Origin of the sequence: Bartonella sp. AA2SXKL, assembly GCF_042197205.1 — a bacterium.
Lineage (GTDB): Bacteria > Pseudomonadota > Alphaproteobacteria > Rhizobiales > Rhizobiaceae > Bartonella.
Window position 1 is genome coordinate 245,213 of record NZ_JBHIRN010000002.1, and the last position, 24,866, is coordinate 270,078.

Sequence of the window (24,866 nt, forward strand, 5' to 3'; positions counted from 1 at the left end):
AAAAGAAGGGGTGCGTGTTTTGGTGCAAAGAGACGGGGCAGTAAAAAATCGCTTGTTGGTGCTTTTGCTGGGTAATGGCGTGGTGTCATTTGGCGGTTGGATTGATTATATCGTGATTTTGACCGTATCTGTGTTCACGTGGAAAGCTGATCAATATGATGTCGCTTTTATTGGAGCGGCAACATTATTACCTGGTATCGTTCTGTCTAAGCCAATTGGAATGTTGGTAAGTCACCGTTCTATGATCCATTGGTTGCGGGCGTCACTGCTGTTACGGGCACTCTGTACTGTCGGTTTATTGATGGCGACGAGTCTGCAAGGATTTATTATACTGGCAGTTATTCGAGCGACATTCAACAGTCTAGCCATGCCTGCAATTTCCGTTCTCAGTACAAATTCGGTGCCTGAAAACGGACGGACTCGTTACTATTCTGTGCTTAACATGATCAATAGCGCGGCAAAGATGATAGGACCTGCTTTGGGGAGTGCTCTGTCTGTACTTTTATCAGATACCTATACTTTATTGTTTTCTGGATTTTTGACATTGCTAGGCTTTATGGTGTTTTGTTGTCTTGGTGCACAACCTGTCTCGTCGCTCATGATAAAAACAGCGAATACCATAAAATCAAAGCAGAGGCTTTATGGGACAACTTGGTATGCCTATGTGGCGGTGATGTTTGTGTATTTTGCCATGATCTTTATGGTGAATAATCAGTTGCCGGTTATTCTTAGTGCAATGAAAATGAATAAACAGGCTCTTGGGATGCTGGTATCGGCTTCGGCAATCGGTAATTTTCTCTATGGATTTTGGCGTGTGAAACAATCAAAGTATAAACCCCTTACAGGCAAAATATCAGAGTTGTTAATGCCGGCAATGTCAACAATGATTGGTTTTGTCATGATCTCAGTGTGCTTTTTTTACTTTGATTTACTCCGTATTGAGACTTTGTTGCTCTGTTTTTTCCTTATTGGAATGGTTAGCGCTTACTTTTCCATATCTTCTAATGTTTATCTGGTAAGCAATTTCAATGAACAGATTGGATTGGCTTCCGGATGGGTGCAGTCTATACAAAATTTAGCTATGTTGGTGGCGCCGTTTGTTGGAGCGTTTGTTTTAGGTCACACTTCGGCTGGAAAATTGTTCCTTCTTTCTGGATTGAGTGGATTATGCTGTTTATTGGCTATCAGGATATTGCTGAACCGTTCTTTGTTAATTGTTCGATCTCAATGATTGGCTCATCAATAAAACAAATGTTTTAAATCATTTTTCTGAGATTTAGAGGACGTGGAGATAATCCAACATAGAGCAGCTTTTTTGACGTTATAGGTTTAATCTTTGATTTTTACTTAACCGCTCATATTTTTTTTCGGGGCTTTGCCTTCTTGACGCTGTTCTACCGTCTCGTAAACGCAATAGGGGGCATGGTTTTGAGTAACAATGTCATTTTTGTTTAACTCCGCTTTGCTACGAATAGCCAAACTTAAAAAACTCAGCTGCCAATCCTTAATCAGCTTGACTTGAAGCAATAATGGAAACAGAAAACGAGGAGCTATAGTGTGAATTATCTTATATGCCGTAAAATATCATTCTTGGAGGTATGGTGATATCAGGTATGGGAAACTTTAGGCAGGGGGTATGTTAATTGTTGTGCTTTTGCTTAATCAGAAATCAACCACAAGATTGCTTTTTGTTTTTTCGGCTGGAGGTCTCTAAAATTTTTTAAAAGGGTGTGTTCTTTTTCGCTGTATGTTTCTTGATCACGGTGTGGGGTATTTTCTTTTGTTGAGAGATCTTCTTTTGTGGCAATGTCTGCATAAAAAAAGCTTATAGGAACTTCCAGTTTTTGAGCGATTTCCAGTAAACATTTGGCACTTACACGATTTAAGCCTTTTTCGTATTTTTGGATTTGTTGGAAACTGACACCTAAATGGCTTCCTAATTCTTTTTGGGAAAGCCCTATTGAAATGCGTCTGTGACGGATTCTTTTGCCTATCAGAATGTCGATAAAATGTGGATTTTTAGTTGGCACTTCAAGCCCCCCTCCGGTTGCGAGCGCCCTCGCATTGGTATTCCGGGAGTCTGAAAACACTGACTTGACTCAGCTTTTTGCTTTTAGTGCGGAAACGCACCTGGACATAACAAAAACTCCCGGAATTCTAAGGATATTCGCAAAAGTGGGCTCAATTGTACGTTAGGGTTTAGGGCTTTTAGTTCCCTGTTGATCGCTGCGTAGACGATCAAACTTACGATATTTATTCATAAGGCAGTTTCAGAAGGTTGGCAAGAAAAATGAAAAATTTTCTATTCTGTTATACCGTAAAACGGCGCTATTTGAAGGAGGAGTGAAGAGCTTGAATATTCAGGGTAGGGCTTGATTTGTTGAGCCTGATGAAGTGCTGTCGTTTGAGGAGGGTAGTCTGAAGACTGTAAGGGGACTAGGCAAAAAGCTGGGTTCGTTTTCAGAACAGTGTTTACAGAGCGGTGCGGGGTGGTGATGTGGAAATTTTATTTGGCTGACTTCTGTAATAACGTAAAAGCGTTAAAACGTATATCCGTAAAATGATGCGGAGGATTTGTACTGTGTGTATGCTTTTATCATGGCGTGGAATGTGGTCAGAAAACTAGGGGACGCATTTGTGAATGGAGCGGGGAAAGCTGGGATGAAAAGGGGTGTTAAATGCATTTTCTGGAGAAGAGTATGTGGAGAATATTTGGAGGAAGGGCTTATTTGTCTTGTCTGATAAAGCGCGTCTTTTGAGGGGTGGTGATAATTATATGAAGTGATCAGTAGTCCTTCCCTAGATAAGAAGCTGGATTGTTTACGGACCAGTGTTTATCGAGCGGTGTGGGGTGGTGAATCTTTCGTTGGCTGTTTTCTGTGAATGTGTAAAAGCGTAAAAATGTGAATCTGTAAAAGTGAAGAGGAGGATTTATGGATTTATGCATTGTGCGTGTTTTGGGGTCACGTTGGGCTTTTGCATGGATGGGGTGAGATAAATGGGGAGAGAACGAGAGCTTGTTAATCGAGGAGGGAAGCTGGAATGAAGAGTGCTGTAAGTCGTGAATGTGTGATGGGAGAGAAAAAGGAGTGCGTGGAATGGGAGAGTGCCTATGGACAAGGGGGAGGGTGTGGATAAGAGGCGGGGGTAGTTCAGAGGGATGCGTGAAGGGATGGTGTGAGGGTGATAGAAGAGGGAGGTGAGGACTTTATTAAAGGGTGTTGTGGTTTTGAAAGGGGGTGAGAATGGAGAAAATGCGCTGGAAAGTATGATGATGAGGGAAGTTAAAGGGGACGACGGGATGAGAGCAGAGCTCGAAAAAATAACTGGGAAAGGGAGCCGTGGTGGGGAAATGAAAAAAACTTCCTCACCCCCATTTATTTTTAAAGGGGAGTGAGGGGCTTATCAAGAAGAAAAAAGTTAGTTTCTTTTCATAATTTTCCAAGTTTTTCCATCAGACATATACATAATCTTTTGACCCGTGGTTATCTTTTGTGTGCCGTGAGTGGTGTGAAGCGTAGAACTGAAAGCCGCTAGATGATCTATAAAGATTGATTTCCACTTAAATGAAGCAGGAGATGGAAAAAAGATATTGGGTGCCCAAGAACGATCTTTTGAACGAATAACGACAAGCTCTTTTTGTTTCAAAACGTTAGAAATTGTTTCTGCAGACAGATCTTTCCCATTGGAAATGGGGACTTCTGGTTTAGCTGTAGGCGAGGCTAAACCTCCAAAGTTGCTTATACTTGTCATACAAAAAGTGAACGTACATGATGTTTGGATGAGGTCAGAATCTCGACACTTTCCTTGATTAGAAACTTTCAGACTCCCTTCGTGTAGCTTGTTTTGTTTTAAGCCATTAGGATCAAAAAAAATCGAACTTTGCGGACTTAAATCATAACAGGAGGAAAGATGTCTCTTCCAACGAGAATGGTCTTCAACAAAACTTGAAGATTTACGGAGTTTGCCAAATGTATTTGGTACTTCTATGGTCCCAATATTCACTTTTTTACCCGTTGTAAAATCGACTACTTTCGCTGTAACTAGATTCTCATTTTTTTCAACATATAATCGATATCTGCGTCCCATCTCCCATGGAAAGTTAATTTCACATCGTACTCCTGAACCTTCCTGAGTAAAATGCTTACATTTATCACCCTTCCATCCCGTTGCATTCCAGATAGAAAAATGAATGGTACGGCTGCTCCTGTTGAAAAAACCAATTTGTCCACTTTTTCCGTTTTGGAATTCAAATTTATTTCCCCAGAAATAGATGGAGTTAGGCCCACCATCGTAATTTACTTGCTGGGTGAACACAAATAGATCAAATAATGCATTTTCAGGCCATTCATGCTCTATTGTAATAACTTTGCCGGCAAAAACGGCATAGCTTGGTTTACTTATTAGAAGGAATAAAAGTATTAAAATAACCTTTTTTACAGTATGGTACATACTCAAATCCTCTATCTTAATAAAAATAGTGTAACTTTATAAGTATTAAAGCACATATTCAATGTTTTGTTAAGTAAAATTAGAGAAAATACTTTAATGTTTACTCTAAACTATATGCTGTAAAGACTACTTTGTTTAAAGTGTTTTTGCATGCTCCTTTTCTGCTGTTCAAATTTAAGTTTTAATGGTGGAATTTAGGGGTGATGGTTTAAAAGGGAGAGTGATGATGGGGGTATAAGAAAAGTTGCGGTTTTTATTTAAATGATAGCGTATTTTTTTTCTCCCTCTTGCTATGAGGCTTGTAGAAACCCATATTCTTTTTAGCACTATGGTTCTTCTTCTTGCTGCTTTTTTCGCGGTGTTTTTTAGAGGCTGGAAAATCCTTTCTGGATGTTTCTTTTGTGGAATATTGGAGAGGTTAAAGTGTGGTGATGGCTTGAGATTTAAGGAAAAAAAATGAACTTGGAAAAATATAGCGAACGCGTGCAGGGTTTTTTACAATCAGCACAAAATAGCGCTCTTGCTTCTGATCATCAGCAGTTTATGCCGGAGCATTTCCTGAAAGTGTTGTTAGACGATTCTCAAGGATTGGCTGCATCGCTTATCCAAAACGCTGGTGGTGATCTTACTCTTATTCAAAAGGCGCTAAAAGAAGCACTTGATGCTTTGCCTAAAGTGCAGGGGGGAAATGGACAGCTCTATCTTTCGCAGCCATTGGCAAAAGTTTTCGCACTGGCTGAGGATATTGCGAAAAAAGCCGGTGATCAGTTTGTGACCGTGGAGCGCATGTTGCAAGCGCTGATCATGGAAAAGACCGCAAAAACAGCCGATATTTTAACAAGTGGAGGATTGACCCCGCAAGCGCTTAATCGGGCAATTAATGCGCTGCGGAAAGGAAAAACAGCAACAAGCCCCCATGCTGAAGGACAATATGATGCCTTGCAAAAATATGCCCGGGATCTCACAAAAGATGCCCGTGAAGGAAAACTCGACCCTGTGATTGGGCGGGAAGAGGAAATCCGCCGCACTATTCAGGTGCTTTCACGGCGGACCAAAAATAATCCCGTGTTGATTGGTGAGCCTGGGGTGGGGAAAACAGCTATTGTGGAAGGGTTGGCATTGCGCATTGTTAATGGCGATGTACCTGAAACTTTGCGGGATAAACAGCTTCATGCGTTGGATATGGGAGCGCTTATCGCTGGTGCAAAATATCGTGGGGAATTCGAAGAGCGCCTTAAAGCGGTGCTGGCAGAGGTGCAAGCTGAAAATGGACAAATTATCCTCTTTATTGATGAATTGCATAATCTTGTTGGCGCTGGAAAATCTGATGGTCCTATGGATGCTTCTAACTTGTTAAAGCCTGCTCTTGCACGCGGAGAACTCCATTGTGTGGGCGCTACTACGCTCGATGAATATCGAAAATATGTCGAAAAAGATGCTGCTCTTGCACGCCGCTTTCAACCTGTCTTTGTACCGGAACCCTCTTTAGAGGATACTATCTCTATTTTGCGCGGTATTAAAGAAAAATATGAACAACATCACAAAGTGCGCTTGGCTGATAGTGCTTTGATTGCGGCGGCGCGTTTGTCTAACCGCTATATTACAGATCGTTTCTTGCCGGATAAAGCTATTGACCTTATCGATGAAGCGGCGGCGCGTTTGCGCATGCAGGTCGATTCAAAGCCGGAAGAACTCGATGCTGTTGATCGGCGTATTTTACAGTTGAAGATCGAACGGGAAGCTTTGAAAACAGATGTCGAGCCAACAGCAAAAGAACGGTTGGAAAATGTGCAGGAGGAACTCAAAACATTGGAACAACAGTCCGCTGAGATGACAAGTGCTTGGCAGGCTGAGAAACAAAAATTAGGGCATGCTGCTGATTTGAAAAAACAACTCGAAGAAGCCCGTAATGCTTTGGCTATTGCACAACGTGATGGACAATTCCAACGCGCTGGAGAGCTCGCTTATAGCGTTATCCCTGAACTCGAAAAACAATTGAGTATTGCGGAAAATGATGACCAACAAAATCATCTCGTTGAAGAGACTGTTACTGCTGAACATGTGGCGCGGATTGTTTCACGCTGGACCGGTATTCCTGTTGATCGAATGCTGGAGGCAGAACGGGAGGCGCTGTTGCGGATGGAAGATGAAATTAGCAAACGTGTGATTGGGCAGGGAGAGGCTGTGCAAGCCGTCGCGCGCGCTGTACGGCGTGCGCGTGCGGGGTTGCAAGATCCCAATCGTCCCCTTGGCTCTTTCATGTTTTTGGGTCCTACTGGTGTGGGGAAAACCGAATTAACCAAAGCTCTTGCCGCTTTTCTTTTCCAAGACTCCAATGCCATGTTGCGCATCGATATGTCGGAATATATGGAAAAACATGCTGGGGCGCGGCTGATTGGGGCACCTCCTGGATATGTTGGATATGAAGAGGGGGGGGTGCTGACCGAAGCTGTACGTAGAAGACCTTACCAGGTCATTCTGTTTGACGAAATTGAAAAAGCACACCCTGATATTTTTAATCTCTTGTTGCAAGTGTTGGATGAGGGACGCTTGACTGATAGTCAAGGACGTACCGTCGATTTTCGCAATACCTTGCTGATTATGACTTCTAATCTTGGTGCTGAGTTTTTAACTGCTTTGCCTGAAGGGCAAACAACCGATCAGGCAAAAAATGATGTTATGAATGTCGTTAAAGCGGCTTTCCGTCCTGAATTTTTAAACCGTATTGATGAGATTATTCTCTTTCAAAGGCTGCAACGTCACGATATGGAAGCTATCGTCGATATTCAGATAGAACATTTGCAAAATTTGCTCAATGAACGCAAAATAACTTTGCAAATCGAGCCAGAGGTGAGAAAATTTCTTGCCGATAAGGGCTATGATCCCCTTTATGGTGCGCGTCCCCTTAAACGGATTATTCAAAAAGAAATTCAAGATCCATTGGCGGAAAACATCTTATTTGGAAAAATTCATGATGAGACGACGGTGAAAATTACAAAACAAGGAGATCGGTTGGAATTTTTGCCTGAAGATTAAGTTTGGAAAAATTCATGGTATAAAGGGCGGTGATAATCCTATTATGTGATAAACACCGCTCTTTGAGGCGTGCTGATTTAGAAAAATTCACGATGAGACAGCGGTATTTTATTGCAAAGCAAAGGGAGTGGCTGGTGTTTTTGCATGTTAAATCAGCGTTTTCGAATATCGTAGGATTCTTTTACTTCTGTTTGTCGTGAAAACTATTTTCTTGCAATTTTATAAGTGAAGTCACAAGCGGGATTGCTTTATTGCTTTGTGCGTAAAAACGTTAGAGAGAAATGCCGTTTATCCGCCGTAAAACATTGCTCTTTGAAGGGGGATGGGGAGCTGATCTGAATTTGACTTAAGGATGTTTCGTTGTTTGATATATTAACAAATAATGTTGATCGTTGTGCTGTTGCTTAATCAGAAATTAGCCACAAGATTGCTTTTTGTTTTTTCGGCTGGAGTTCTCTAAAGTTTCTCAAAAGGGCGTGTTCTTTTTCGTTATAGGTTTCTTGATTGTGGTGTAAGAGAGTTTCTTTTGTTGAGAGATCTTCTTTTGTGGCAATGTCTGCATAAAAAAAGTTCATAGGAACTTCTAGTTTTTGAGCGATTTCCAGTAAACATTTTGCGCTTACACGATTGAAGCCTTTTTCGTATTTTTGGATTTGTTGGAAACTTACGCCTAAATGGCTTCCTAATTCTTTTTGGGAAAGCCCTATTGAAATGCGTCTATGACGGATTCTTTTGCCTATCAAAATGTCGATAAAATGTGGATTTTTAGTTGGCACTTCAAGCCCCCCTCCGGTTGCGAGCGCCCTCGCATTGGTATTCCGGGAGTTAAAGGTACTGAATCCGAGTCAGCTTTTTGCTTTTAGTGCTGAGAAGCACCTGGACATAGCAAAATCTCCCGGAATCCCAGGACACCCGCAAAGCGGGTTCATTTTTACGCTCGGATTTAGGACCTTTAATCCCTCTTGATCGGTGCGTAGACGATCAAAATTACACTTTAAGTGATAAAGTAATTTCAGAAGATTGGCAAGAAAAATCAAGAATTTTCTATTCTATTATGCCGTAAAACATTGCTCTTTGAAGGGGGGTGGTGTGTTGGTTTGAATGTGACTTAAGGGGGATATGAATGGAATAATGTTGATCGTTGTGCTGTTGCTTAATCAGAGATTAGCCACAAGATTGCTTTTTGTTTTTTCGCTTCGAGTTCTCTAAAGTTTTTTAAAAGGGTGTGTTCTTTTTCGCTATAGGTTTCTTGATTGTGGTGTAAGAGGGTTTCTTTTGTTGAAAGATCTTCTTTTGTGGCAATGTCTGCATAAAAAAAGTTCATAGGAACTTCTAGTTTTTGAGCGATTTCTAGTAAACATTTGGCACTTACACGGTTTAAGCCTTTTTCGTATTTTTGGATTTGTTGGAAACTTACGCCTAAATGGCTTCCTAATTCTTTTTGGGAAAGCCCTATTGAAATGCGTCTATGACGGATTCTTTTGCCTATCAAAATGTCGATAAAATGTGGATTTCTAGTTGGCACTTCAAGCCCCCCTCCGGTTGCGAGCGCCCTCGCATTAGTATTCCGGGAGCCTGAAAGCACTGACCTCGAATCAGCATTTTGCTTTTAGTGCTCATCGCACCTGGACATAGCAAAATCTCCCGGAATCCCGGGACACCCACAAAAGTGGGTTCATTCTTATGTATCGAGGTTTCGGGCTTTCAGTTCCCTATTGATCGTCGCGTATACGACCAAACTCACCCTTTAAGTAATAAAGTAGTTTCAGAAAATTGGCAAGAGAAATCAATATGCTATAAAACGGCGTTATTTGGAGGGGGGATGATATCAAGTATATCAATTTCCACATTTAGGTGTTTTTTAGAGTGTGTGGTGAATATTTTTGGCTGGGCTTATCTTGTCTGGTCTGATGAAACATTTTCTTTTGAGGGGCGGGTCTGAAGACTGTAAGGGTACTAGGCAAAAAGCTGGATTCGTTTATAGACTATTGTTTATAGAGCTGTGCGGGGTGGTGAACTTTTCGTTGGCTTTGTTCTGTAAAGATGTAAAAGCGTAAAAATGTGAATCTGTAAAAGTGAAGTGGGGGGATTTGTGGATTATATATTGTGCGTGTTTTTGGTCACTTTGGGCTTTTGGGGGCGTGGAATGTGGTGCGAGAATTGGGGGGAAGTGTCTTCGTGAATGGAGGGGGAAGCTGGGAGGAAGAGGGGTGTTCAGTTGTTAAGTGTGTGATGGGAGAGAAAAAGGGGAATGGAGAATGAAGAGAGTGCGCATGGATAGGAGGAGAGTGTGGGTAAGGCGGGTATTGCAAAGAGATGCGTGAAGGATGGCTTAAGAAGATAGGGCTTGATTTGTCGAGCCTGACGAAGTGCTGTCGTTTGAGAAGTGGTTGGGTGTAAGCTTTATTTTGTGGGGAAAGTTGCTTTTTATTGTGGGATTGTAGACTAGTGCTGGTTGGGAATTTTCATTCTTTGAAACGTGGGGCGGAGGTCAATGTAATAATATAGCAGATTGTGATCTCATAATTTTTACATTCTTTCTTTTTTAAAGCAAATAAGCAAGAAAAATTAATATATTACTTGATATTAGAGTAAATGCTTATATCAAGAGGAGTATTTCTTTAAAAATTTTCACTTAACTTATTAAGCGATTTATTAGAATAAAAGACTCTTCTGAAGTTCATATCACCAATTGTAGCGAAGGAAGTGTAACTTTAAGTGTAGAAAAGTTTAATATCGGATGGTTGATATGAATTTGTTTTTAAAAAAGAGTCCATTAGCTCTTTTTTGCTCTCTCTTTATTTCCAAAGTTGGTGATTATGCTTATGAAGTTGTTTTTATTTTACTGGTCTTAGAATTAACAGATAACACCTTTTTTACAGGTCTTGTGTATTTTTTTCGATTTATCCCTTTTCTCTTTTTTGGCCCTATAGGCGGTTGGTTAGCGGATAATTTTTCTTTGAAGAAAAATATGATCTTAAGTGAAGTTGTGAGATTATTAGCTTCATTGTTTGTTTTTATAACTTATATAACAGGTACGGCACATATCATTGTTCTTATTTTTGCAGCAATATGTACAACGATAGGAAGAAGTATTTTCCAACCAAGTTTTCAAGCTGCTATTCCCAGAATGTTTTCAATAAAAGATCTTACAAAGGCCAATAGCATTGCTCAAATTATCATGGAAACGGCAGCCGTCATTGGCCCTTTGGTTTGTTCCATACTGCTTTTTTTAGCAAATAAATCGGCAGTACTCATTTTTGATTTTTTTACCTATTTTATATCTATTATCGTGTTATTTAATCTCATGAATTTAAATTCAAGCGAGAATAAATCATTCAATTTTATAAAAATTTATCGAGAAACAGCTTCATATCTTAAATATATTTCTACAGAAAATAATAATTTATTTATTACGCTCGTTGGCTCGTCGTTTGCTATTCTCTTTACGGGTGCTATTTTAAGATTTTTAATTCCAGCTTTTGTTCTTTTTGTGGGGGGAGAGGAGAGCCTTGTGAGTTATATTTTTTCTCTCATGGCTGTTGGAACTATTGTTGGTGGTTTGTTATATAGTAAAATTATATTAAATATTACATCGTTGAAGCTCATGATATTTTGGCTTCTTTATGGGGTTATTCTGTTTGTTATGCCCTTAGCTGCAGAAATTTATTTAAAATTCCTTCTCGTGTTAGCATTTGTTTTAGGATTTATTGGTGCCTTTGTGGATATTGGTTTAGTCTCAGCTATTCAATTATATTCTCGTCGTGAAGATTTTGGTAAGAGTTTTGGAACCTTTTCAACTTTAGCAAACTCTGCGGAAGCAATGTCTGGCTTTATTGCTGGACTTTTGGCACTCGTGGGATTGTTAAGCTCTTTTTTAGCTATGTCCGCATTAATTATTTCCACCGGAATTATTGGCGTTGTAAAAATTAAGAAAAATAAAGAGTTAACACCTCTTAACACGACAGTCGATGACGACCATTGATATATTTGATATCTCCATGCCGTTTCTTTTTTCTAAAGACGGTTCGCTCATTATCTTATTCATGAGGTAAAAACACCGCTCTTTGAAGGGGGTGATCTGAAACGAATGAGTGGTCAGTGGTGGAAATTTGCTAGGCAAGCATTTGAATTCTTTACAGACCGTTGTTTATAGAGTGGTACGGGGTGGATGAAGCTTTCCTTGGCTTTGTTCTGTAAATGTGGAGAAGCGTAAAAATGTGAATCTGTAAAAGTGAAGCGGAGGATTTATGGGGTCATATATTGTGCGTGTTTTTTGTCATGATATAGAGGGGTGAGAAGGATTGGGGGAAGTGTCTTCGTGAATGGAGGGGAAATGAAGGGTGCTGTGCGTTGGTTTATGTAATGCAATACACCATGAAAGTAAGTATACATATACTATATGCTTTACATGTGTTTTTTCGTACTTTTAACATATATATTTTGTGTCTTAAACATAAGCTTTGAGTACTATGAGAGATGGTGGTCGTTTTTTTAAACAAGTGAGAAAGTGATTAACTAATGCTTGATAGTAAAGAAATATGTTGTTAAGGCTATTCTTTGAAAGGAGGCTCTTATTTCTGGTGTAGGAGCTTCTCAGAAGAGAATGCAATTAATAGGGGAGTTAAGATGTCAAAATATTTATTTCCGTTACCGCTTGTATTGGTGGCTGGTTGTGCATCTATCAATAATTATTCATCAAGTTATGTTAGTCCAAATATTACGCAAGATGATATAAAATTAATTGCTAACGATTTTGTTCGTAATCTTAAAAAACCTTTACCGCCCGCTACAACAACACTTATTGTGAAAAAAAATAAAACAGAAGACAACTTTACTCCTGTATTTATTGATCTCTTGCGACGGAATGGATATAACGTGATCTATACAGATCAACCAAACAAACAGCAAAATGGTGTAATCTTGACTTATCAAATAACGCCAATAAAGACAGGTATCTTGTCTATGGTTTCTTATGATGAGGTTGGAGTAACGCGTTATTATATCCGCACTTATAATCGATGAAACCCCTTTGCCGGTTTGTCTCAAAAAAGTAGATAATGAAGAAATGTGTTTCAGGGGAAGTGTTGGGATTAAATTAATCAATAAAAATTTGCAGATATGAAAATTGCATATTCAGATGACAATTATTCGTCGTCTCGTTTACAATTTCAGTGTTGTAACGAAGAAAGATGTCGTTTTATCTGTTTGCAATTCTTCATGTTCTATCTCAGTTATATAGCGCTTTTATCGTTTCTGTCTTATAGAAAATTACTTTCTGTTCTACGGCTCTATATGCCAATCTAATAGTCAGATCTAAACAATCAAATTCATATGAACTCTTTACAGAAATCTGTTGTTTGAGATTGTTGGAAAGGTGTTTTGTTTTTATCAAATTGTCGCGTGGTGGTTTGGGAGTTTCCTTTGGCTGCATTCTGTGAAGATGTAAAAGCGTAAAAATGTGAATCTGTAAAATGAAGTGAGGGATTTGTGCTTTGTGTGGGCTTTTATCATGGCATGGAATGTGGTCAGAGAACTAGGGGACGCGTTTGTGAATGGAGCGGGGAAAGTTGGGATGAAGAGGGGTGTTAAGTGCGTTTTCTGGAGAAGAGTGTGTGGAGAATATTTGGGGGCAGGGCTTAATCAGTCTTGTCTGATGACACGGTATTCTTTGAGGTGTCGTGATAACCATATGAAATAATCAGCAGGGGAATTTGATAGACGAGAAATCAGATTGTTGCAGACCAGTGTTTGCAGAGCGGTGCGGAGTGGTGATGTGGAAATTTTATTTGGCTTACGTTCTGTAAAGATGTAAAAGCGTAAAAACGGTGATCTGTAAAATGATGCGGAGGATTTGTGCTTTGTGTATTGTGCATTTTTTTGTCATGGTATAATGATAAATCCATTGAGCACCCCTATCTTTACGCTTCATAAAAGAGCAAGCCGGCACACTATCATTATATTTGTTCTAGCTCGTGGGTGTTGGCTACAGCCCTTGGCATACAGCCCTTGGCACTTGAGACGGTTCATAAGAGCCATTTTATTCCTTTCTTAATCGTTTTTTATCCATACGGGCTCTCCCCTGCTTTTGACGTGCAAGCGAGTGATTTTGATTGATTCAACATGGGAGGGATTTGAAATGAGAGAATCTTACGATGTTTGGAACTCTTAATCAGTATCAATAATGCTAAATTATTTCTTATAAATCAATATATTGTCATGGTGTCGAGGGGTGAGAAGGATTGGGGAGGTGAAGAGTGTGTGAATGGAGGAAAATGAAGAGTGCTGTTCGTGTGTTGGCTAGAGAGAAGAGTTTTGGAATAGCTGTGAACAGATTGCAGAGCTGATGTGTAAAGAGATGTGAAGAGATAAAAACTGTGGTTGGCTTTTATATTCTATGCGAAATTTAACAATTATATTTGCGTCTATATTTGTATGGGGGATATCCGTGAAATGGGTGTGAGAAGCATTGAGAGGTGTTTTTTTAATAAGTGGGTGAATGAGCAATACAATGAAAGCCTATTTAGAGGGGAAATCCTATTTTAGCTCTTGTTGTTTTAGACATTGTGTTTTGTATGAGGGGCATTTTGCAGGAAAGGTGTTTTGAGGGATGTGGCTCCCTTAAAGAAAAATACAAAAATATCAAAAGAAAAATATAAAAACTTGACAAGGTAAATGTAAAAAGGTATCATAATGATACAATCGGAATTGTGCGTTTAAATCAGATGAGATCTTTTGATAAGATTCTGTGAGAGGGGTGGGGATGTTTTTCCAAGGTTTTGGTGTTTTTATCCTATTTTGAAGTTTGATCCTATGATGTCGTAAACCGGTGCCGTAAACCGTTTTTTGAGATGTGGTGATATCAGTCAGGCAAGGCTTTAGGTAGAGGGGGATATTGGCAACGGATGTCGATTGATGCGCTTTTGCCTAATCAGAAATTAACCACTGTCTAATCAGAAATTAACCACAAAATTGCTTTTTGTTTTTTCGGCTGGAGCTCTCTAAAGTTTTTTAAAAGGGCGTATTCTTTTTCGCTGGTGGTATCTTGATCGTGGTGTAAGGCATGTTCTTTTGTGGGAATATCTGCTGTTAAAAGGTCCGCATAAAAAAAGTTCATAGGAACCTCTAGTTTTTTAGCAATTTCGAGCAAACACCCCGCGCTTACACGATTTAAACCTTTTTCATATTTTTGGATTTGTTGGAAACTGACACCTAAATGGCTTCCTAATTCCTTTTGAGAAAGTCCCATTGAAATTCTTCTATGACGGATCTTTTTACCTATTGAAATGTCGTTGAAATGTGAATTTTTAGTTTGCACTTCAAGCTCCCCTCCGGTTGCGAGCGCCCTCGCATGAGTATTCCGGGAGTTTGAAAGCACTGAGCTCAGCCAGCCTTTTGCTTTTAGTGCTGACAAGCACTTGGACATAGCAAAAGCTCCCGGAATTCCGGGATACCCGCAAAGCGGGATAAATTTATGTACTGAGCGTTCGGGCTTTCAAATCCCTATTTGACCGTTGCGTGGACGATCAAAAACACAGATCAATTCATAAGGCAATTTCAGAAGATTGGCAAGAAAAATCAAAATAATTTCAAAGACTATAAGATTGGGTACTTTTTAAAAAAGTGCGAAATCTGGATTTTTAGTTTGCACTTCAAGCTCCCCTCCGGTTGCGAGCGCCCTCGCATTGGTATTCCGGGAGTAGTAAAGTACTGAGCTCTAGTCAGCATTTTTGCTTTTAGTGCTTATCACACCTGGACATAGCAAAAACTCCCGGAATCCCGGGACACCCACAAAGTGGGTTCATTCTTACGCTAGAGCTTAGGGCTTTACTATCCCTTATTGATCGTTGCGTGGACGATCAAAATATCCTTTGAGTGATAAAGTAATTTCAAGGGATTGGCAAGAACAATTAAAAGATTTGCTATACGGTTATAGTGTAAAATAGGGATGTTTGGGGGCGGTAATCTGATGTTAGTAGGGGAATTTATTGGGTAAAAGGTTGGATGATAGTTTAAAACCGGTGCGGGGTGGAAGCTTTATTCAGCAGAGGAAAATTTGCTTTTTGAAGTCGAATTGTAGATCAGAGCTTATCTGGCGTGTTTGATGAAACACCATTCTTTGAAGTGTGGGATAGCTATATGAAATAATCAGCAGGGGAATCTGATAGACGAGACATCAGCTTGTTGCAGACCCGTGTTTACAGAACGGTGCGGGGTAGTGATTTGAGCGTTTCGTTTGGCTGCGTTCTGTAATGATGTAAAAGCGTAAAAATGTGAATCTGTAAAATTATGCGGAGGATTTGGGCTTTATGTGGGCTCTTATCTTTTTGGGTGTGTCCCATTTTTTTTTAATTGTTGAATGCTTGGCAAATTTTGTTGCTGATTTTTATGTCATTTTTTGTGTTTGAGGTTTTGGTTTCTCTTTAGTTGGAAGGAACATGATGATGGTAGATGAACATTGTCTTCCCTTACGTCGAAAAGGGCGGAAAAAAACAACTTTGAATAAAACAACAAAGCGATTTAATGAAGCTCTTTTGACAGCCGCTGAGCAGGCTGGATATCACTATGGTGAGGATGGGCTGGTGTCTTATCTTCAATATCATGCGTTGAATAATCCTGTTCCTTTTTTTTCGCTGCTGGCAAAAGTCTTGCCTCTTCAGGTTACGGGAGAAGCAGGGGGAGATGTTAAAACAGTTTCGCGTATTGAGATTGTACCAGTGAAGCCCAAAAATACTGAACCGAAGAAGCTTGATCCTTTGGTCACTGAGGCTTGAAGTTATGAGAAAATATTGGGTTGGGCATATGATGTTTAAGGGATATTGTCTTTGAACGGGAATGCTAGGTGTTTGTCTGAAAGCTTATGATTGAAATTGCGTTGAGGGGTGTGTGCTTTAGGCGTGTGAGCTGTGAAGTTGTTGGGCTTTGGTGGGGGATGCATGAGGACGTGGACTGGAGGAGACTTCGGTGCATATGGTGTTTTTGGGGGTATATGGTGTCTGGGGTGGTCTGTGTGAAGCGGGCAAGATGCTTTTATGGCGATGTGTGAGGGGCGCGATACCTGAAAGATGTTGGGGAGTGCTTGATGATATTTGCTGTTTTGGATTTCTGGTGAAGGTTTGGTCTTTTCTCGTTATTGAAATGGGGGAGATGTTAAAACAGTTTCGCGGATTGAGATTGTGCCAGTGAATGCAAAAAATAGCGAACCGGAGAAGCTTGATCCTTTGGTCACTGAGGCTTGAAGCTACGAGAAAATGTTGGGTTGGGCACATGATGTTTAAGGGATATTGTCTTTGAACGGGGATGCTAGATGTTTGTCTGAAAGCTTATGATTGAAATTGCGGTGAGGGGCGTGTGCTTTAGGCGTGTGAGCTGTGAAGTTGTTGGGCTTTGGTTGGGGGGATGCATGAGGACGTGGACTGGAGGAGACTTCGGTGCATATGGTGTTTTTTGGGGGTACATGGCGTCTGGGGTGGTCTGTTTGAAGAGGGGCCGGCAAGATGCTTTTATGGCGATGCGTGAGGGGCGCGATACCTGAAAGATGTTGGGGAGTGCTTGATGATATTTGCTGTTTTGGACATCTGGTGAAGATTTGGTTTTTTCTCGTTATTGAAGGTGTGGAGATATCAAAAACAGTTTCGCGTATTGAGATTGTACCAGTGAATGCAAAAAATAGTGAACCGGAGAAGCATGATACCTCGATAACTGAGGCTTGTGATATTGAAAAATGTTAGGCTGAGGTGGGTGATGTGGGGTGATGTCTTGCAAGGGGGCTGCTTTGGTGATTGCCTATCTTGAGGGGATTGAAGCGGAGGCTATCGTGTTTGTGGGCGCTCGTGATATTGGGAAGGGGCTTTGGTGAATGATGCCGTAAGGGCCCCCGTGTGCTGGAGGGAATTTGGTGCAGGGTATTTGTGTGGTGGATATGGAACAGTGTTTTGATGGGGGAGGGGCATGAAACTTGAGAGAAGTGTTATGCTTGCGGGATGCATGTGTTTTGGTGGGGGTATCTTGGGGGATAAAGTGTGAGGATTGGTGATGCTTGAGAGGCATGATATTGGAGGATGTTGGGCTTTGGATATGCCTGAGAGCCATGTGCTGAGGCTATGATTTGGTTGGGGGGATACCTTGCTTGTGGTTGGGGGATGACAGGCGCGGTGTTTGAGGGGGTGGGGCTTTTGTGCCTTGGGGGCTTGGGGCGCATAGGTGGGGTCAAGGGGATCTCATGCAAAAAAGTGAAATTTATTGAATATTAGGATGAAGAAAAGATAAAGCGCTGCTTTTGAGAAGGGCGTTTTTCGTTCAATTGCTCTTTTCGTTCAATTGCTCTGGGATCATTAAACTTGGGATAAGCAAAAGGGTGCAGCGCAATTATTGCTAAAGTATGAAAATTTATAATGACAACTGTTCAGAAAATTTCTCAAAAAATTGAGCAGAAAACGGCTCAAGTGGCTCTTATTCCAAAGCTTATTCCTGTTTTTACTGGAAAAGCAGATGTGCGAGCCGCTTGGGGAGGACGGGGTTCTGGAAAAACACGTTCTTTTGCTTTGATGTCGGCTGTGGTGGGATATCGCCATGGAATGGCTGGAGAACGCGGGATTATTCTTTGTGCAAGGCAATTTCAAAATTCTCTTAATGAAAGTTCTTTGGAGGAAATTAAACGCGCTATCGAGTCTTATCCTTTTTTACAAGACTATTATGAAATCGGCGATAAATATATTAAGTCAAAAGATGGACGGATTGTCTATGTGTTTGCTGGGCTTGATCGCAATATCGCAAGTATTAAATCAATGGGACGCGTTTTCCTTTGTTGGGTCGATGAAGCCGAGCCCGTGACAGAAACTGCTTGGCAAACACTTATTCCAACTTTGCGCGAAGAAGGAAAAGATTGGAATGCAGAATTATGGGTCACATGGAACCCATGCCATGAAAATGCAGCCGTGGAAAAACGTTTCCGAAATGTCGATAATCCTCATATCAAAGGGGTGGAAATCAATTGGCGTGATAATCCGCAATTTCCTGAAAAACTCAATCGTGATCGAATGGACGATTTGCAGCAAAGACCAGAGCAGTATAACCATATTTGGGAAGGCGAATATCTCCAAGCTGTGCAAGGGGCTTATTATCAGAAATGTCTGCTGGAAGCCGAAATGGAAGGGCGGATTACCACTGTTCCACGGGATCCTTTGATGCAGGTGAGAATCTTTTGGGATATCGGGGGAACAGGAGCAAAGGCTGATGCTACCGCATTGTGGGTGGCGCAATTTGTTGGACGGGAAATCCGAGTGCTCGATTATTATGAAGCCCAAGGACAACCTCTCTCAGAGCATGTGGGCTGGGTCTTTCAAAGGGGATATGAAAAGGCTCTTATGGTCTTGCCTCATGATGGCGCAACAAAAGATCGTGTCTATAATGTGAGTTTTGAAAGTGCCCTTCAACAAGCCGGTTTTCAAACCAAAATAATTCCTAACCAAGGAACAGGCGCTGTGAAAATGCGTATCGAAGCCGTAAGGCGGTTGTTTCCTGCACTATGGTTTAATCGTGAAACGACATGTGCGGGCAGAAAAGCGCTTGCTTGGTATCATGAAAAGCGCGACGAACAGCGCAATATCGGACTAGGGGCTGAACATGATTGGGCTAGCCATGGGGCCGATGCCTTTGGACTGATGTGTGTGGCTTATGAACAACCAAATGCTAAAGCGCGAAAAAAACCTTATCGCTCGTTTCACCATTCTCAAACTTCATGGATGGCTTTTTAATGAATAGTTCTACAGATTCTTCTTTTAATCAAATCGAAACGCTTGAAAATCAAGCTCTCTTTAAAAAACTCGTGGGTTGGTATCAGGATGATATTGATCATGTCGAAAAATGGCGAAAAAATGCCCAGGAAGATTACGATTTTTATAATGGACGGCAATGGAATGAGCAAGACTTGGCTGTCTTGCACGAACAAAACAGACCCGTGATGACTTTTAACCGTATTGCACCTTTAATTAATGCTGTGATCGGGGCTGAGCGCAATAATAAAAGACAAGTTCAATTTATTCCACGACAAGAAGGCGCAGCCTTTGCTAATCAGATTCTGACAGGAGCAGCCGAATGGTTTCGCGATGAAGCCGATGGCGAATACGAAGATTCCGATGCTTTTCAAGATGCAATTATTTGCGGTATGGGCTGGACAGATACACGCCTTGATTATGAACAAGATCCCCAAGGAAAACCAATCATTGCGCGGTTGGATCCTATGAAAATGGTGTGGGATGCAAGTGCTGTTAAGTCTAATCTCATTGATGCACAACGCTTATGGTATATTGATGAAAAACCCCTTGCTGTGGCGCAGGAAATGTTTCCCAATGTTCATTGGAGTGATCTTCATGCGGATTGGGTGAAACATCAGAGCTTTTTACAGCCAACCAGCAATGGGATGACACAAAGTTATCAGTCCGAGAGGGGGTATCAAGGAGAAGAGGGGAGCGGCTATCAACGTCCTAAAATGGTGACATTGGTAGAATGTCGCTGGTTTGAACGCGAGGTGGTTTATAAAGTTCTCGAGCCTCTAAGTGGAAAGTTTGTCGATTATTCAGAGCAGGATTTCCAAAATTTAAGCAAAACCTTTCCTCATGTCCAGGCAACAAGGTTGAACAGAAAAATTGTCAAACGGGCATTTTTAGGTAGAAAGCTGCTTGAAGCGCCTGATAAGCCTTTGGTTCCACCCAATCAATTGGGATGGGAGTGTATTACCGGTACTTTTGATAAGTTAAGCCGACAGTTTTACGGAATTGTGCGCCCTACAAAAGATCCGCAACGGTGGGCAAACAAATATTTTAGTCAAGTAATGCATTTGCTCAATAGCCAATCAAAAGGCGGCATTATGGCAGAGCGCGATGCTTTTGATGATGATCGACAAGCCCTCGAGAGTTGGGCTAGAGCCGATAGTATTACTTGGTTGAAAAGTGGTGCTGTGTCTGGCGGAAGAATCCAGCCTAAACCCATGGCACAATTTCCGCAAGGGTTTTTCCAATTGTTTAATGAAGCAAAGAGTGCTCTCGAACAGGTGACGGGGTTGTCTTCTGAATTTATTGGGACGCGAGCTGTCAATCAGCCCGGCATTCTTGAACAACAACGGCGACAATCGTCACTTAATCTTTTGGCTTCCTTTTTTGATGGGTTGCGTCGATATCGGCAACGACAGGGAAAAATTATTCTCTATCTTATTCAAAATTATCTCTCCGATGGGCGGTTGGTGCGTATTGCTGGTGATGAAAATGCCCAGTATGTGCCGCTGACACGCGAAATGGTGACAAGCTTGGAATATGATATTGTCGTGGATGATGCGCCAACAAGTCTTAATGAAAAAGAGCGTACTTTTGCATTAATCATGCAATTGCTTCCTTTGATGCAAAATTTTGCAACGCCAGAGATTATGCTCGATCTTTTACGCTATTCGCCTTTACCCGCTTCACTCATTCATAAAATCGCTATAAAGGCGCAAAACTCTTTTCAAGAAGAGCAAAATGCTTCAGCGCAGATGGGGGGTAATGTGGGAACAGAGCAGATAATGCAGATGTTGCAGACAGTAAAGGCTCAACAATAGGACGCTTTGTCATGCGCGACTTCTGATAAATTCCATCTACCAGAAATTGCTTATCGATACAATTTCCATAGCGTAATGTCGTCTTCCTTTATCTTCGAAGAGCTGTTTTATGAGACTATCCCTGTTGGGGGAAAACAGGAGAACGAGGGAGTCTTGCCGTTATGTGGGGTGAACTTGGTGGGGCATGGTGGGCGCAGAATGAGCTTATCGATTTCCATAGTGCATGGGCTTCCTTTTCCCAAAAGAACTGTTTTATAGGGCTGGATTGTTGGGAAAAGTAGGGTGGAGAGGGAGTCTTGCCGTTATGTGGGGTGAACTTGGTGGGGCATGGTGGGCGCAGAATGGGCTTATCGATTTTTGTAGTGCATGGGCTCCCTTTTCTTAAAAGAACTGTTTTATAGGGCTGGATTGTTGGGAAAAGTAGGGTGGAGAGGGAGTCTTGCCGTTATGTGGGGTGAACTTGGTGGGGCATGGTGGGGCAGAATGGGCTTATCGATTTTTGTAGTGCATGGGCTCCCTTTTCTTAAAAGAACTGTTTTGTAGGGCAGTGTTGTTGGGAAAAGTAGGGTGGAGAGGGAGGCTTGCTGTCATGTGGGGTGGAGAGCATTGGGGAGAATGCTGGTGCTAAATGATGAGAGAGCATTGAGGGGATAAGTGCTTATGGGGCTGTTTTATCTGAAAAATTTGATTTTATTGTTTAAAAAAAGAGAAGGCTAATGTCATGGATCAAGAACACTTAACGCCGGCAGAACAAAACCAATTGAAACAAGATTTTCTGGTCTCAACACAAGAGGGAGAAAATGGTGAAATTGCAAGAGAAGAAAAAACTCTTGAAGATAATTTTCAAGGGCAAGTGCATCAACAACAGTACTCTTCGCAAAAGGCTGGAAAAGAGGTTCAAGGGGGAGAAGATGTTCCACCAGATCCGCAAAAAGACTTTATGGGCTATATGCAATGGTTGGGAAAAACACTCCAAAAACAAGGGCTTGTACATGAAAAACAACAGCCTTCTCTTGCTCGCGAAGCAGAACAGTTGCATGCATTTTTTCAGCAGTCTGTTGCCAGTGTTAAACAAAAGCATCATGATTTTGATCAAGCAGCTGATTTTATTTATGAAACGCGGGCTAAACAGTTGGCAGCTTGTGCTTCGCTCTATCCTGAGATGGCAGATCCCCAAAATATTGATGCGATAATTGGTGATGAGTTGAAGCAGATCTTGCGCGATTGTGCGCAAAAAAATCAAAATCCGGCTGAAGTGATTTACTCTATTGCACAAAAAATTGGCTACACAAATGTTCCCAATAACATGGGTGAAAATTTACAGGAAAGACACAATTCTGCACGTACTCTTGCTGCTTATAACGGCTTGACGCCAAATGGGCCGATTTCTTTGGATATGCTTGATAAAATGTCAGAAGCAGAGTTTAGCGCTTGGGTTGCTGATCCTAAAAATAAAGCCGCTTTTAATCGTTTAATGGGGGGAAGAGAATTTTAAAAACAAGAATGTGGCAGGTGTTTTTTGCGGGAATGTTAAGAGGCTTTTGGCGCAGAAGAATGCGGGAGTGTTTTTTGCGGGGAATGTTAAGAGGCTTTTAGCGCAGGAGAATGCGGGAGTGTTTTTTGCGGGAACGTTAAGAGGCTTTTAGCGCAGGAGAATGCGGGGGAGTGTTTTTTGCGGGAATGTTAAGAGGCTTTTGGCGCAGGAGAATGCGGGGGGATTTCTCAAACTCGGATGTGGAGAGGAGAGCTCTTATAAGGAGGAGGCAGACGTTAACAGAAATTAGATAAAACTCACAAACAACCTATTCACCATTTGAAATGAAATGTGGTGTTTTAACAACCGGCGCTTTGCCGGGTTTTTTATGTCAATAAAACTTTTAGAGGACAAAATGACTGTAACTTATATCGGACTTAATGACCCAATGGCAGTGCGCACATGGTCTAAATTACTAAACCAAGAAGTCTCAAAAGCACTTCCAATTGCGCCGTTGATTGGAAATGATTCAAACAGTATCGTACAATTAAAAGATGAAACTACGAAAGCAAGTGGGGATGCTATTAGCTTTAATTTGCGTGTGCAGTTGCTAGGCGATGGGGTAAGCGAAGGGCAGACATTGGAAGGCAATGAAGAAGCTTTACAGTTTCTCAATGATCGCTTGGCAATTAATGAACTCGTTCATGCTGTGCGTGTCAAAAATGAGGGAACGATTGATCAACAACGAATTCTCCATGATTTGCGCACCGAGGCAAAAAATGGTTTGGTTGATTGGTATGCAGATCGTCTGAGTATGATGTTCTTCATTCAAGTTTGCGGGTATACCGCAAAAACAATTAACTTTGAAGGACGCACGATTACCCTTAAACCAGTTCATTATGGGTTTAATGCGCCAACGGCACCAACCAATAAACGTGTGGTACGTCCTAATGATAAAGCAAAAGATGAGGACTTAAAAGAAGACGATGTTTTTGATCTCAGCTTGATTGATAAAGCAGTTGAACGGGCTAAATTGGCAAATCCTAAAATTAGACCTGTGCGGATCGATGGCGAAAATGTCTATGTGCTTTATCTACATCCAACCCAAGTGACACAATTGCGAACCAATACTGATGCGGGGCAATGGCTCGACATTACTAAGGCAATCTATAGTGGAAGTCGTATCAAAAATCCGCTCTATGATGGGTCTTTGGGCATGTATAATGGTGTGGTTTTGCGCGAAGCTGAACATATTACCGAAGGGGTCGAAGCTGGAACCGCTAACAAAGCTGTACCAAATGTGCGGCGGGCTGTTCTGCTTGGTGCGCAGAGTGCTGTGATTGCTTTTGGTAAAGATCGAGGGGCGACACGCTATAAATTGGTGGAGGAACTCTTCGACTATGAAAGAGAATTCGGGGTTGCGGCAAAAACCATTATTGGGATGAAAAAAACTTGCTTTACCTTGCCAGGAAGTACGCAAGGGGCTCAGGATTTTGGCACTATTGTCATTCCAACTTATGGAGCACCCGCTTAAAGCGAACGCTTGCTCTCTTCCCCCAACAAGAGGGATCTGTTGGGGGAAAAATTTAAAATGCTTCCAGAAACAAGGACAGGCTTATGACCACTTTATCCACTGATCCCCAAAATCTAAACCTTACACATTCAGACCATTCTAAAACTTTTGCTTATATGGTCGCGCTTATTCAAGATGAAATTGACGATACAACAGCGGAATATTCCCTGCAAATTCAAGATTCAATTTTTACGGCTTTGCGTTTGTGTGAACGCGAACCCTTTTTCTTTAATGAAAAAAGAGAAAGGACGTTTAAAACACAAAGTGGTAAAACATGGTATGGGCAAGAAGAAGGGGTTTTTATTGAAGCAGAAAAGAGTTTGGAGGGCGTCTTTTTAGTAACAAAGAGTGCAACACCAACAAAGTTGTTCTTTAAGCCCTTGGAAGTGTTGCATCAACAATATGGTATGCATCCTGCGCTAGGAACGCCATTCTTTTATACCTACCTTGATCAAAAAATAGGACTCTTTCCAACACCAGAACATCTGGAAGCTGTACAGCTTTCTTATGCTCCTGTTCATTTTGCCGATGAACAGCTGAAAGAGGATGATAACCCTTGGTTGATTTATGCTTTTGATCTTATTAAAGCACGGGCAAAATATGAATTGTATAAAAATATCCTTAAAGATCCTGAATATGCCGCCGTTTCTTTCAGAGATTTTCAAGAACAGCTTCAAGCTTTGCGTATTGAAACATCGCGCCGAAAAGGTTCTTCAAAAATTCGTCCAATGCGTTTTTAA

The 24,866-nt window shown here is 41.3% G+C and carries 21 protein-coding genes; 16 read left to right on the forward strand and 5 right to left on the reverse strand.

Going from position 1 to position 24,866, the window contains the following annotated elements:
* Positions 1 to 1,231: MFS transporter (locus tag ACFINS_RS02455; protein WP_375705857.1), on the forward strand; the 1,231-nt coding region annotated here is incomplete at its 5' end.
* A 427-nt stretch (positions 1,232 to 1,658) separates the two neighbouring features.
* On the opposite strand, the gene ACFINS_RS02460 is transcribed toward ACFINS_RS02455, so the two are convergent.
* Entirely contained in the window at positions 1,659 to 2,030 is a 372-nt protein-coding gene (locus ACFINS_RS02460) for a helix-turn-helix domain-containing protein (protein ID WP_375611671.1), read from the reverse strand.
* A 1,169-nt stretch (positions 2,031 to 3,199) separates the two neighbouring features.
* Here ACFINS_RS02460 and ACFINS_RS02465 point away from each other — a divergent pair.
* Positions 3,200 to 3,397, forward strand: coding sequence for a hypothetical protein (locus ACFINS_RS02465; protein WP_375705858.1), 198 nt, complete (start codon positions 3,200 to 3,202; stop codon positions 3,395 to 3,397).
* A gap of 23 nt (positions 3,398 to 3,420) precedes the next feature.
* Here ACFINS_RS02465 and ACFINS_RS02470 read toward each other — a convergent pair whose 3' ends face one another.
* The gene (locus ACFINS_RS02470) at positions 3,421 to 4,452 is read right to left on the reverse strand and encodes a DUF3472 domain-containing protein (RefSeq protein WP_375611672.1); all 1,032 of its coding nucleotides are present in this window, start codon (positions 4,450 to 4,452) and stop codon (positions 3,421 to 3,423) included.
* Between the two features lie 456 nt (positions 4,453 to 4,908).
* Here ACFINS_RS02470 and clpB point away from each other — a divergent pair, with 456 nt between their 5' ends.
* A complete protein-coding gene (clpB, locus tag ACFINS_RS02475; RefSeq protein ID WP_375705859.1) occupies positions 4,909 to 7,488 on the forward strand; it encodes an ATP-dependent chaperone ClpB in 2,580 nt (859 codons plus the stop codon).
* Positions 7,489 to 7,892: 404 nt separating this feature from the next.
* Here clpB and ACFINS_RS02480 read toward each other — a convergent pair whose 3' ends face one another.
* Together ACFINS_RS02480 and ACFINS_RS02485 are read right to left on the reverse strand one after the other, a co-directional pair.
* Positions 7,893 to 8,264 carry a helix-turn-helix domain-containing protein gene (locus tag ACFINS_RS02480; RefSeq protein ID WP_375705860.1) on the reverse strand — a complete coding sequence of 124 codons (372 nt, stop codon included), beginning with the start codon at positions 8,262 to 8,264 and terminating at the stop codon, positions 7,893 to 7,895.
* Positions 8,265 to 8,641: 377 nt separating this feature from the next.
* The gene (locus ACFINS_RS02485) at positions 8,642 to 9,013 is read right to left on the reverse strand and encodes a helix-turn-helix domain-containing protein (RefSeq protein WP_375705861.1); all 372 of its coding nucleotides are present in this window, start codon (positions 9,011 to 9,013) and stop codon (positions 8,642 to 8,644) included.
* 581 nt (positions 9,014 to 9,594) lie between these two features.
* On the opposite strand from ACFINS_RS02485, the gene ACFINS_RS02490 reads away from it, so the two are divergent.
* The 3 genes from ACFINS_RS02490 (at position 9,595) to ACFINS_RS02500 (ending at position 12,513) form a co-directional block, all read left to right on the forward strand.
* A complete protein-coding gene (locus ACFINS_RS02490; RefSeq protein WP_375705862.1) occupies positions 9,595 to 9,750 on the forward strand; it encodes a hypothetical protein in 156 nt (51 codons plus the stop codon).
* A 487-nt stretch (positions 9,751 to 10,237) separates the two neighbouring features.
* Entirely contained in the window at positions 10,238 to 11,473 is a 1,236-nt protein-coding gene (locus ACFINS_RS02495; RefSeq protein WP_375629214.1) for an MFS transporter, read from the forward strand.
* A gap of 644 nt (positions 11,474 to 12,117) precedes the next feature.
* Positions 12,118 to 12,513 (forward strand): hypothetical protein, encoded by a 396-nt coding sequence (locus tag ACFINS_RS02500; protein WP_375705863.1) that lies wholly within the window; start codon positions 12,118 to 12,120, stop codon positions 12,511 to 12,513.
* 1,924 nt (positions 12,514 to 14,437) lie between these two features.
* On the opposite strand, the gene ACFINS_RS02505 is transcribed toward ACFINS_RS02500, so the two are convergent.
* Positions 14,438 to 14,806, reverse strand: coding sequence for a helix-turn-helix domain-containing protein (locus tag ACFINS_RS02505; RefSeq protein ID WP_375651088.1), 369 nt, complete (start codon positions 14,804 to 14,806; stop codon positions 14,438 to 14,440).
* A gap of 1,126 nt (positions 14,807 to 15,932) precedes the next feature.
* Here ACFINS_RS02505 and ACFINS_RS02510 point away from each other — a divergent pair.
* The 10 genes from ACFINS_RS02510 to ACFINS_RS02555 all read left to right on the forward strand — a co-directional run bounded on the left by ACFINS_RS02510 (position 15,933) and on the right by ACFINS_RS02555 (position 24,866).
* Positions 15,933 to 16,262 (forward strand): hypothetical protein, encoded by a 330-nt coding sequence (locus ACFINS_RS02510; RefSeq protein ID WP_375611698.1) that lies wholly within the window; start codon positions 15,933 to 15,935, stop codon positions 16,260 to 16,262.
* Positions 16,263 to 16,891: 629 nt separating this feature from the next.
* The gene (locus ACFINS_RS02515) at positions 16,892 to 17,023 is read left to right on the forward strand and encodes a hypothetical protein (RefSeq protein WP_375611677.1); all 132 of its coding nucleotides are present in this window, start codon (positions 16,892 to 16,894) and stop codon (positions 17,021 to 17,023) included.
* Positions 17,004 to 17,219: a hypothetical protein gene (locus ACFINS_RS02520; protein ID WP_375641003.1), complete on the forward strand. Its 216-nt coding sequence runs from the start codon at positions 17,004 to 17,006 to the stop codon at positions 17,217 to 17,219. Before ACFINS_RS02515 ends, ACFINS_RS02520 begins: the two co-directional genes overlap by 20 nt.
* Positions 17,220 to 17,882: 663 nt before the next feature.
* Positions 17,883 to 19,244, forward strand: coding sequence for a PBSX family phage terminase large subunit (locus ACFINS_RS02525; RefSeq protein WP_375638503.1), 1,362 nt, complete (start codon positions 17,883 to 17,885; stop codon positions 19,242 to 19,244).
* Positions 19,229 to 21,079 (forward strand): portal protein, encoded by a 1,851-nt coding sequence (locus ACFINS_RS02530; RefSeq protein WP_375705864.1) that lies wholly within the window; start codon positions 19,229 to 19,231, stop codon positions 21,077 to 21,079. The genes ACFINS_RS02525 and ACFINS_RS02530 overlap by 16 nt, the downstream gene beginning before the upstream one ends.
* 223 nt (positions 21,080 to 21,302) lie before the next feature.
* A complete protein-coding gene (locus ACFINS_RS02535; RefSeq protein WP_375705865.1) occupies positions 21,303 to 21,464 on the forward strand; it encodes a hypothetical protein in 162 nt (53 codons plus the stop codon).
* Positions 21,446 to 21,622, forward strand: a complete 177-nt coding sequence (locus ACFINS_RS02540; protein WP_375705866.1) for a hypothetical protein — start codon at positions 21,446 to 21,448, stop codon at positions 21,620 to 21,622. The genes ACFINS_RS02535 and ACFINS_RS02540 overlap by 19 nt, the downstream gene beginning before the upstream one ends.
* 178 nt (positions 21,623 to 21,800) lie before the next feature.
* Entirely contained in the window at positions 21,801 to 22,574 is a 774-nt protein-coding gene (locus tag ACFINS_RS02545) for a hypothetical protein (protein ID WP_375638501.1), read from the forward strand.
* Positions 22,575 to 22,968: 394 nt separating this feature from the next.
* A complete protein-coding gene (locus ACFINS_RS02550) occupies positions 22,969 to 24,087 on the forward strand; it encodes a N4-gp56 family major capsid protein (RefSeq protein ID WP_273791303.1) in 1,119 nt (372 codons plus the stop codon).
* A gap of 83 nt (positions 24,088 to 24,170) precedes the next feature.
* A complete protein-coding gene (locus ACFINS_RS02555) occupies positions 24,171 to 24,866 on the forward strand; it encodes a hypothetical protein (RefSeq protein ID WP_375611682.1) in 696 nt (231 codons plus the stop codon).

What these genes read in the sequence shown, in the direction of transcription:
- ACFINS_RS02470 (WP_375611672.1), bottom strand. Translation starts at nt 4,452, where the DNA reads ATGTACCATACTGTAAAAAAGGTTATTTTAATACTTTTATTCCTTCTA.
- clpB (WP_375705859.1), top strand. Translation starts at nt 4,909, where the DNA reads ATGAACTTGGAAAAATATAGCGAACGCGTGCAGGGTTTTTTACAATCA.
- ACFINS_RS02495 (WP_375629214.1), top strand. Translation starts at nt 10,238, where the DNA reads ATGAATTTGTTTTTAAAAAAGAGTCCATTAGCTCTTTTTTGCTCTCTC.
- ACFINS_RS02500 (WP_375705863.1), top strand. Translation starts at nt 12,118, where the DNA reads ATGTCAAAATATTTATTTCCGTTACCGCTTGTATTGGTGGCTGGTTGT.
- ACFINS_RS02510 (WP_375611698.1), top strand. Translation starts at nt 15,933, where the DNA reads ATGGTAGATGAACATTGTCTTCCCTTACGTCGAAAAGGGCGGAAAAAA.
- ACFINS_RS02515 (WP_375611677.1), top strand. Translation starts at nt 16,892, where the DNA reads ATGAGGACGTGGACTGGAGGAGACTTCGGTGCATATGGTGTTTTTTGG.
- ACFINS_RS02525 (WP_375638503.1), top strand. Translation starts at nt 17,883, where the DNA reads ATGACAACTGTTCAGAAAATTTCTCAAAAAATTGAGCAGAAAACGGCT.
- ACFINS_RS02530 (WP_375705864.1), top strand. Translation starts at nt 19,229, where the DNA reads ATGGATGGCTTTTTAATGAATAGTTCTACAGATTCTTCTTTTAATCAA.
- ACFINS_RS02535 (WP_375705865.1), top strand. Translation starts at nt 21,303, where the DNA reads ATGGGCTTCCTTTTCCCAAAAGAACTGTTTTATAGGGCTGGATTGTTG.
- ACFINS_RS02540 (WP_375705866.1), top strand. Translation starts at nt 21,446, where the DNA reads ATGGGCTCCCTTTTCTTAAAAGAACTGTTTTATAGGGCTGGATTGTTG.
- ACFINS_RS02545 (WP_375638501.1), top strand. Translation starts at nt 21,801, where the DNA reads ATGGATCAAGAACACTTAACGCCGGCAGAACAAAACCAATTGAAACAA.
- ACFINS_RS02550 (WP_273791303.1), top strand. Translation starts at nt 22,969, where the DNA reads ATGACTGTAACTTATATCGGACTTAATGACCCAATGGCAGTGCGCACA.
- ACFINS_RS02555 (WP_375611682.1), top strand. Translation starts at nt 24,171, where the DNA reads ATGACCACTTTATCCACTGATCCCCAAAATCTAAACCTTACACATTCA.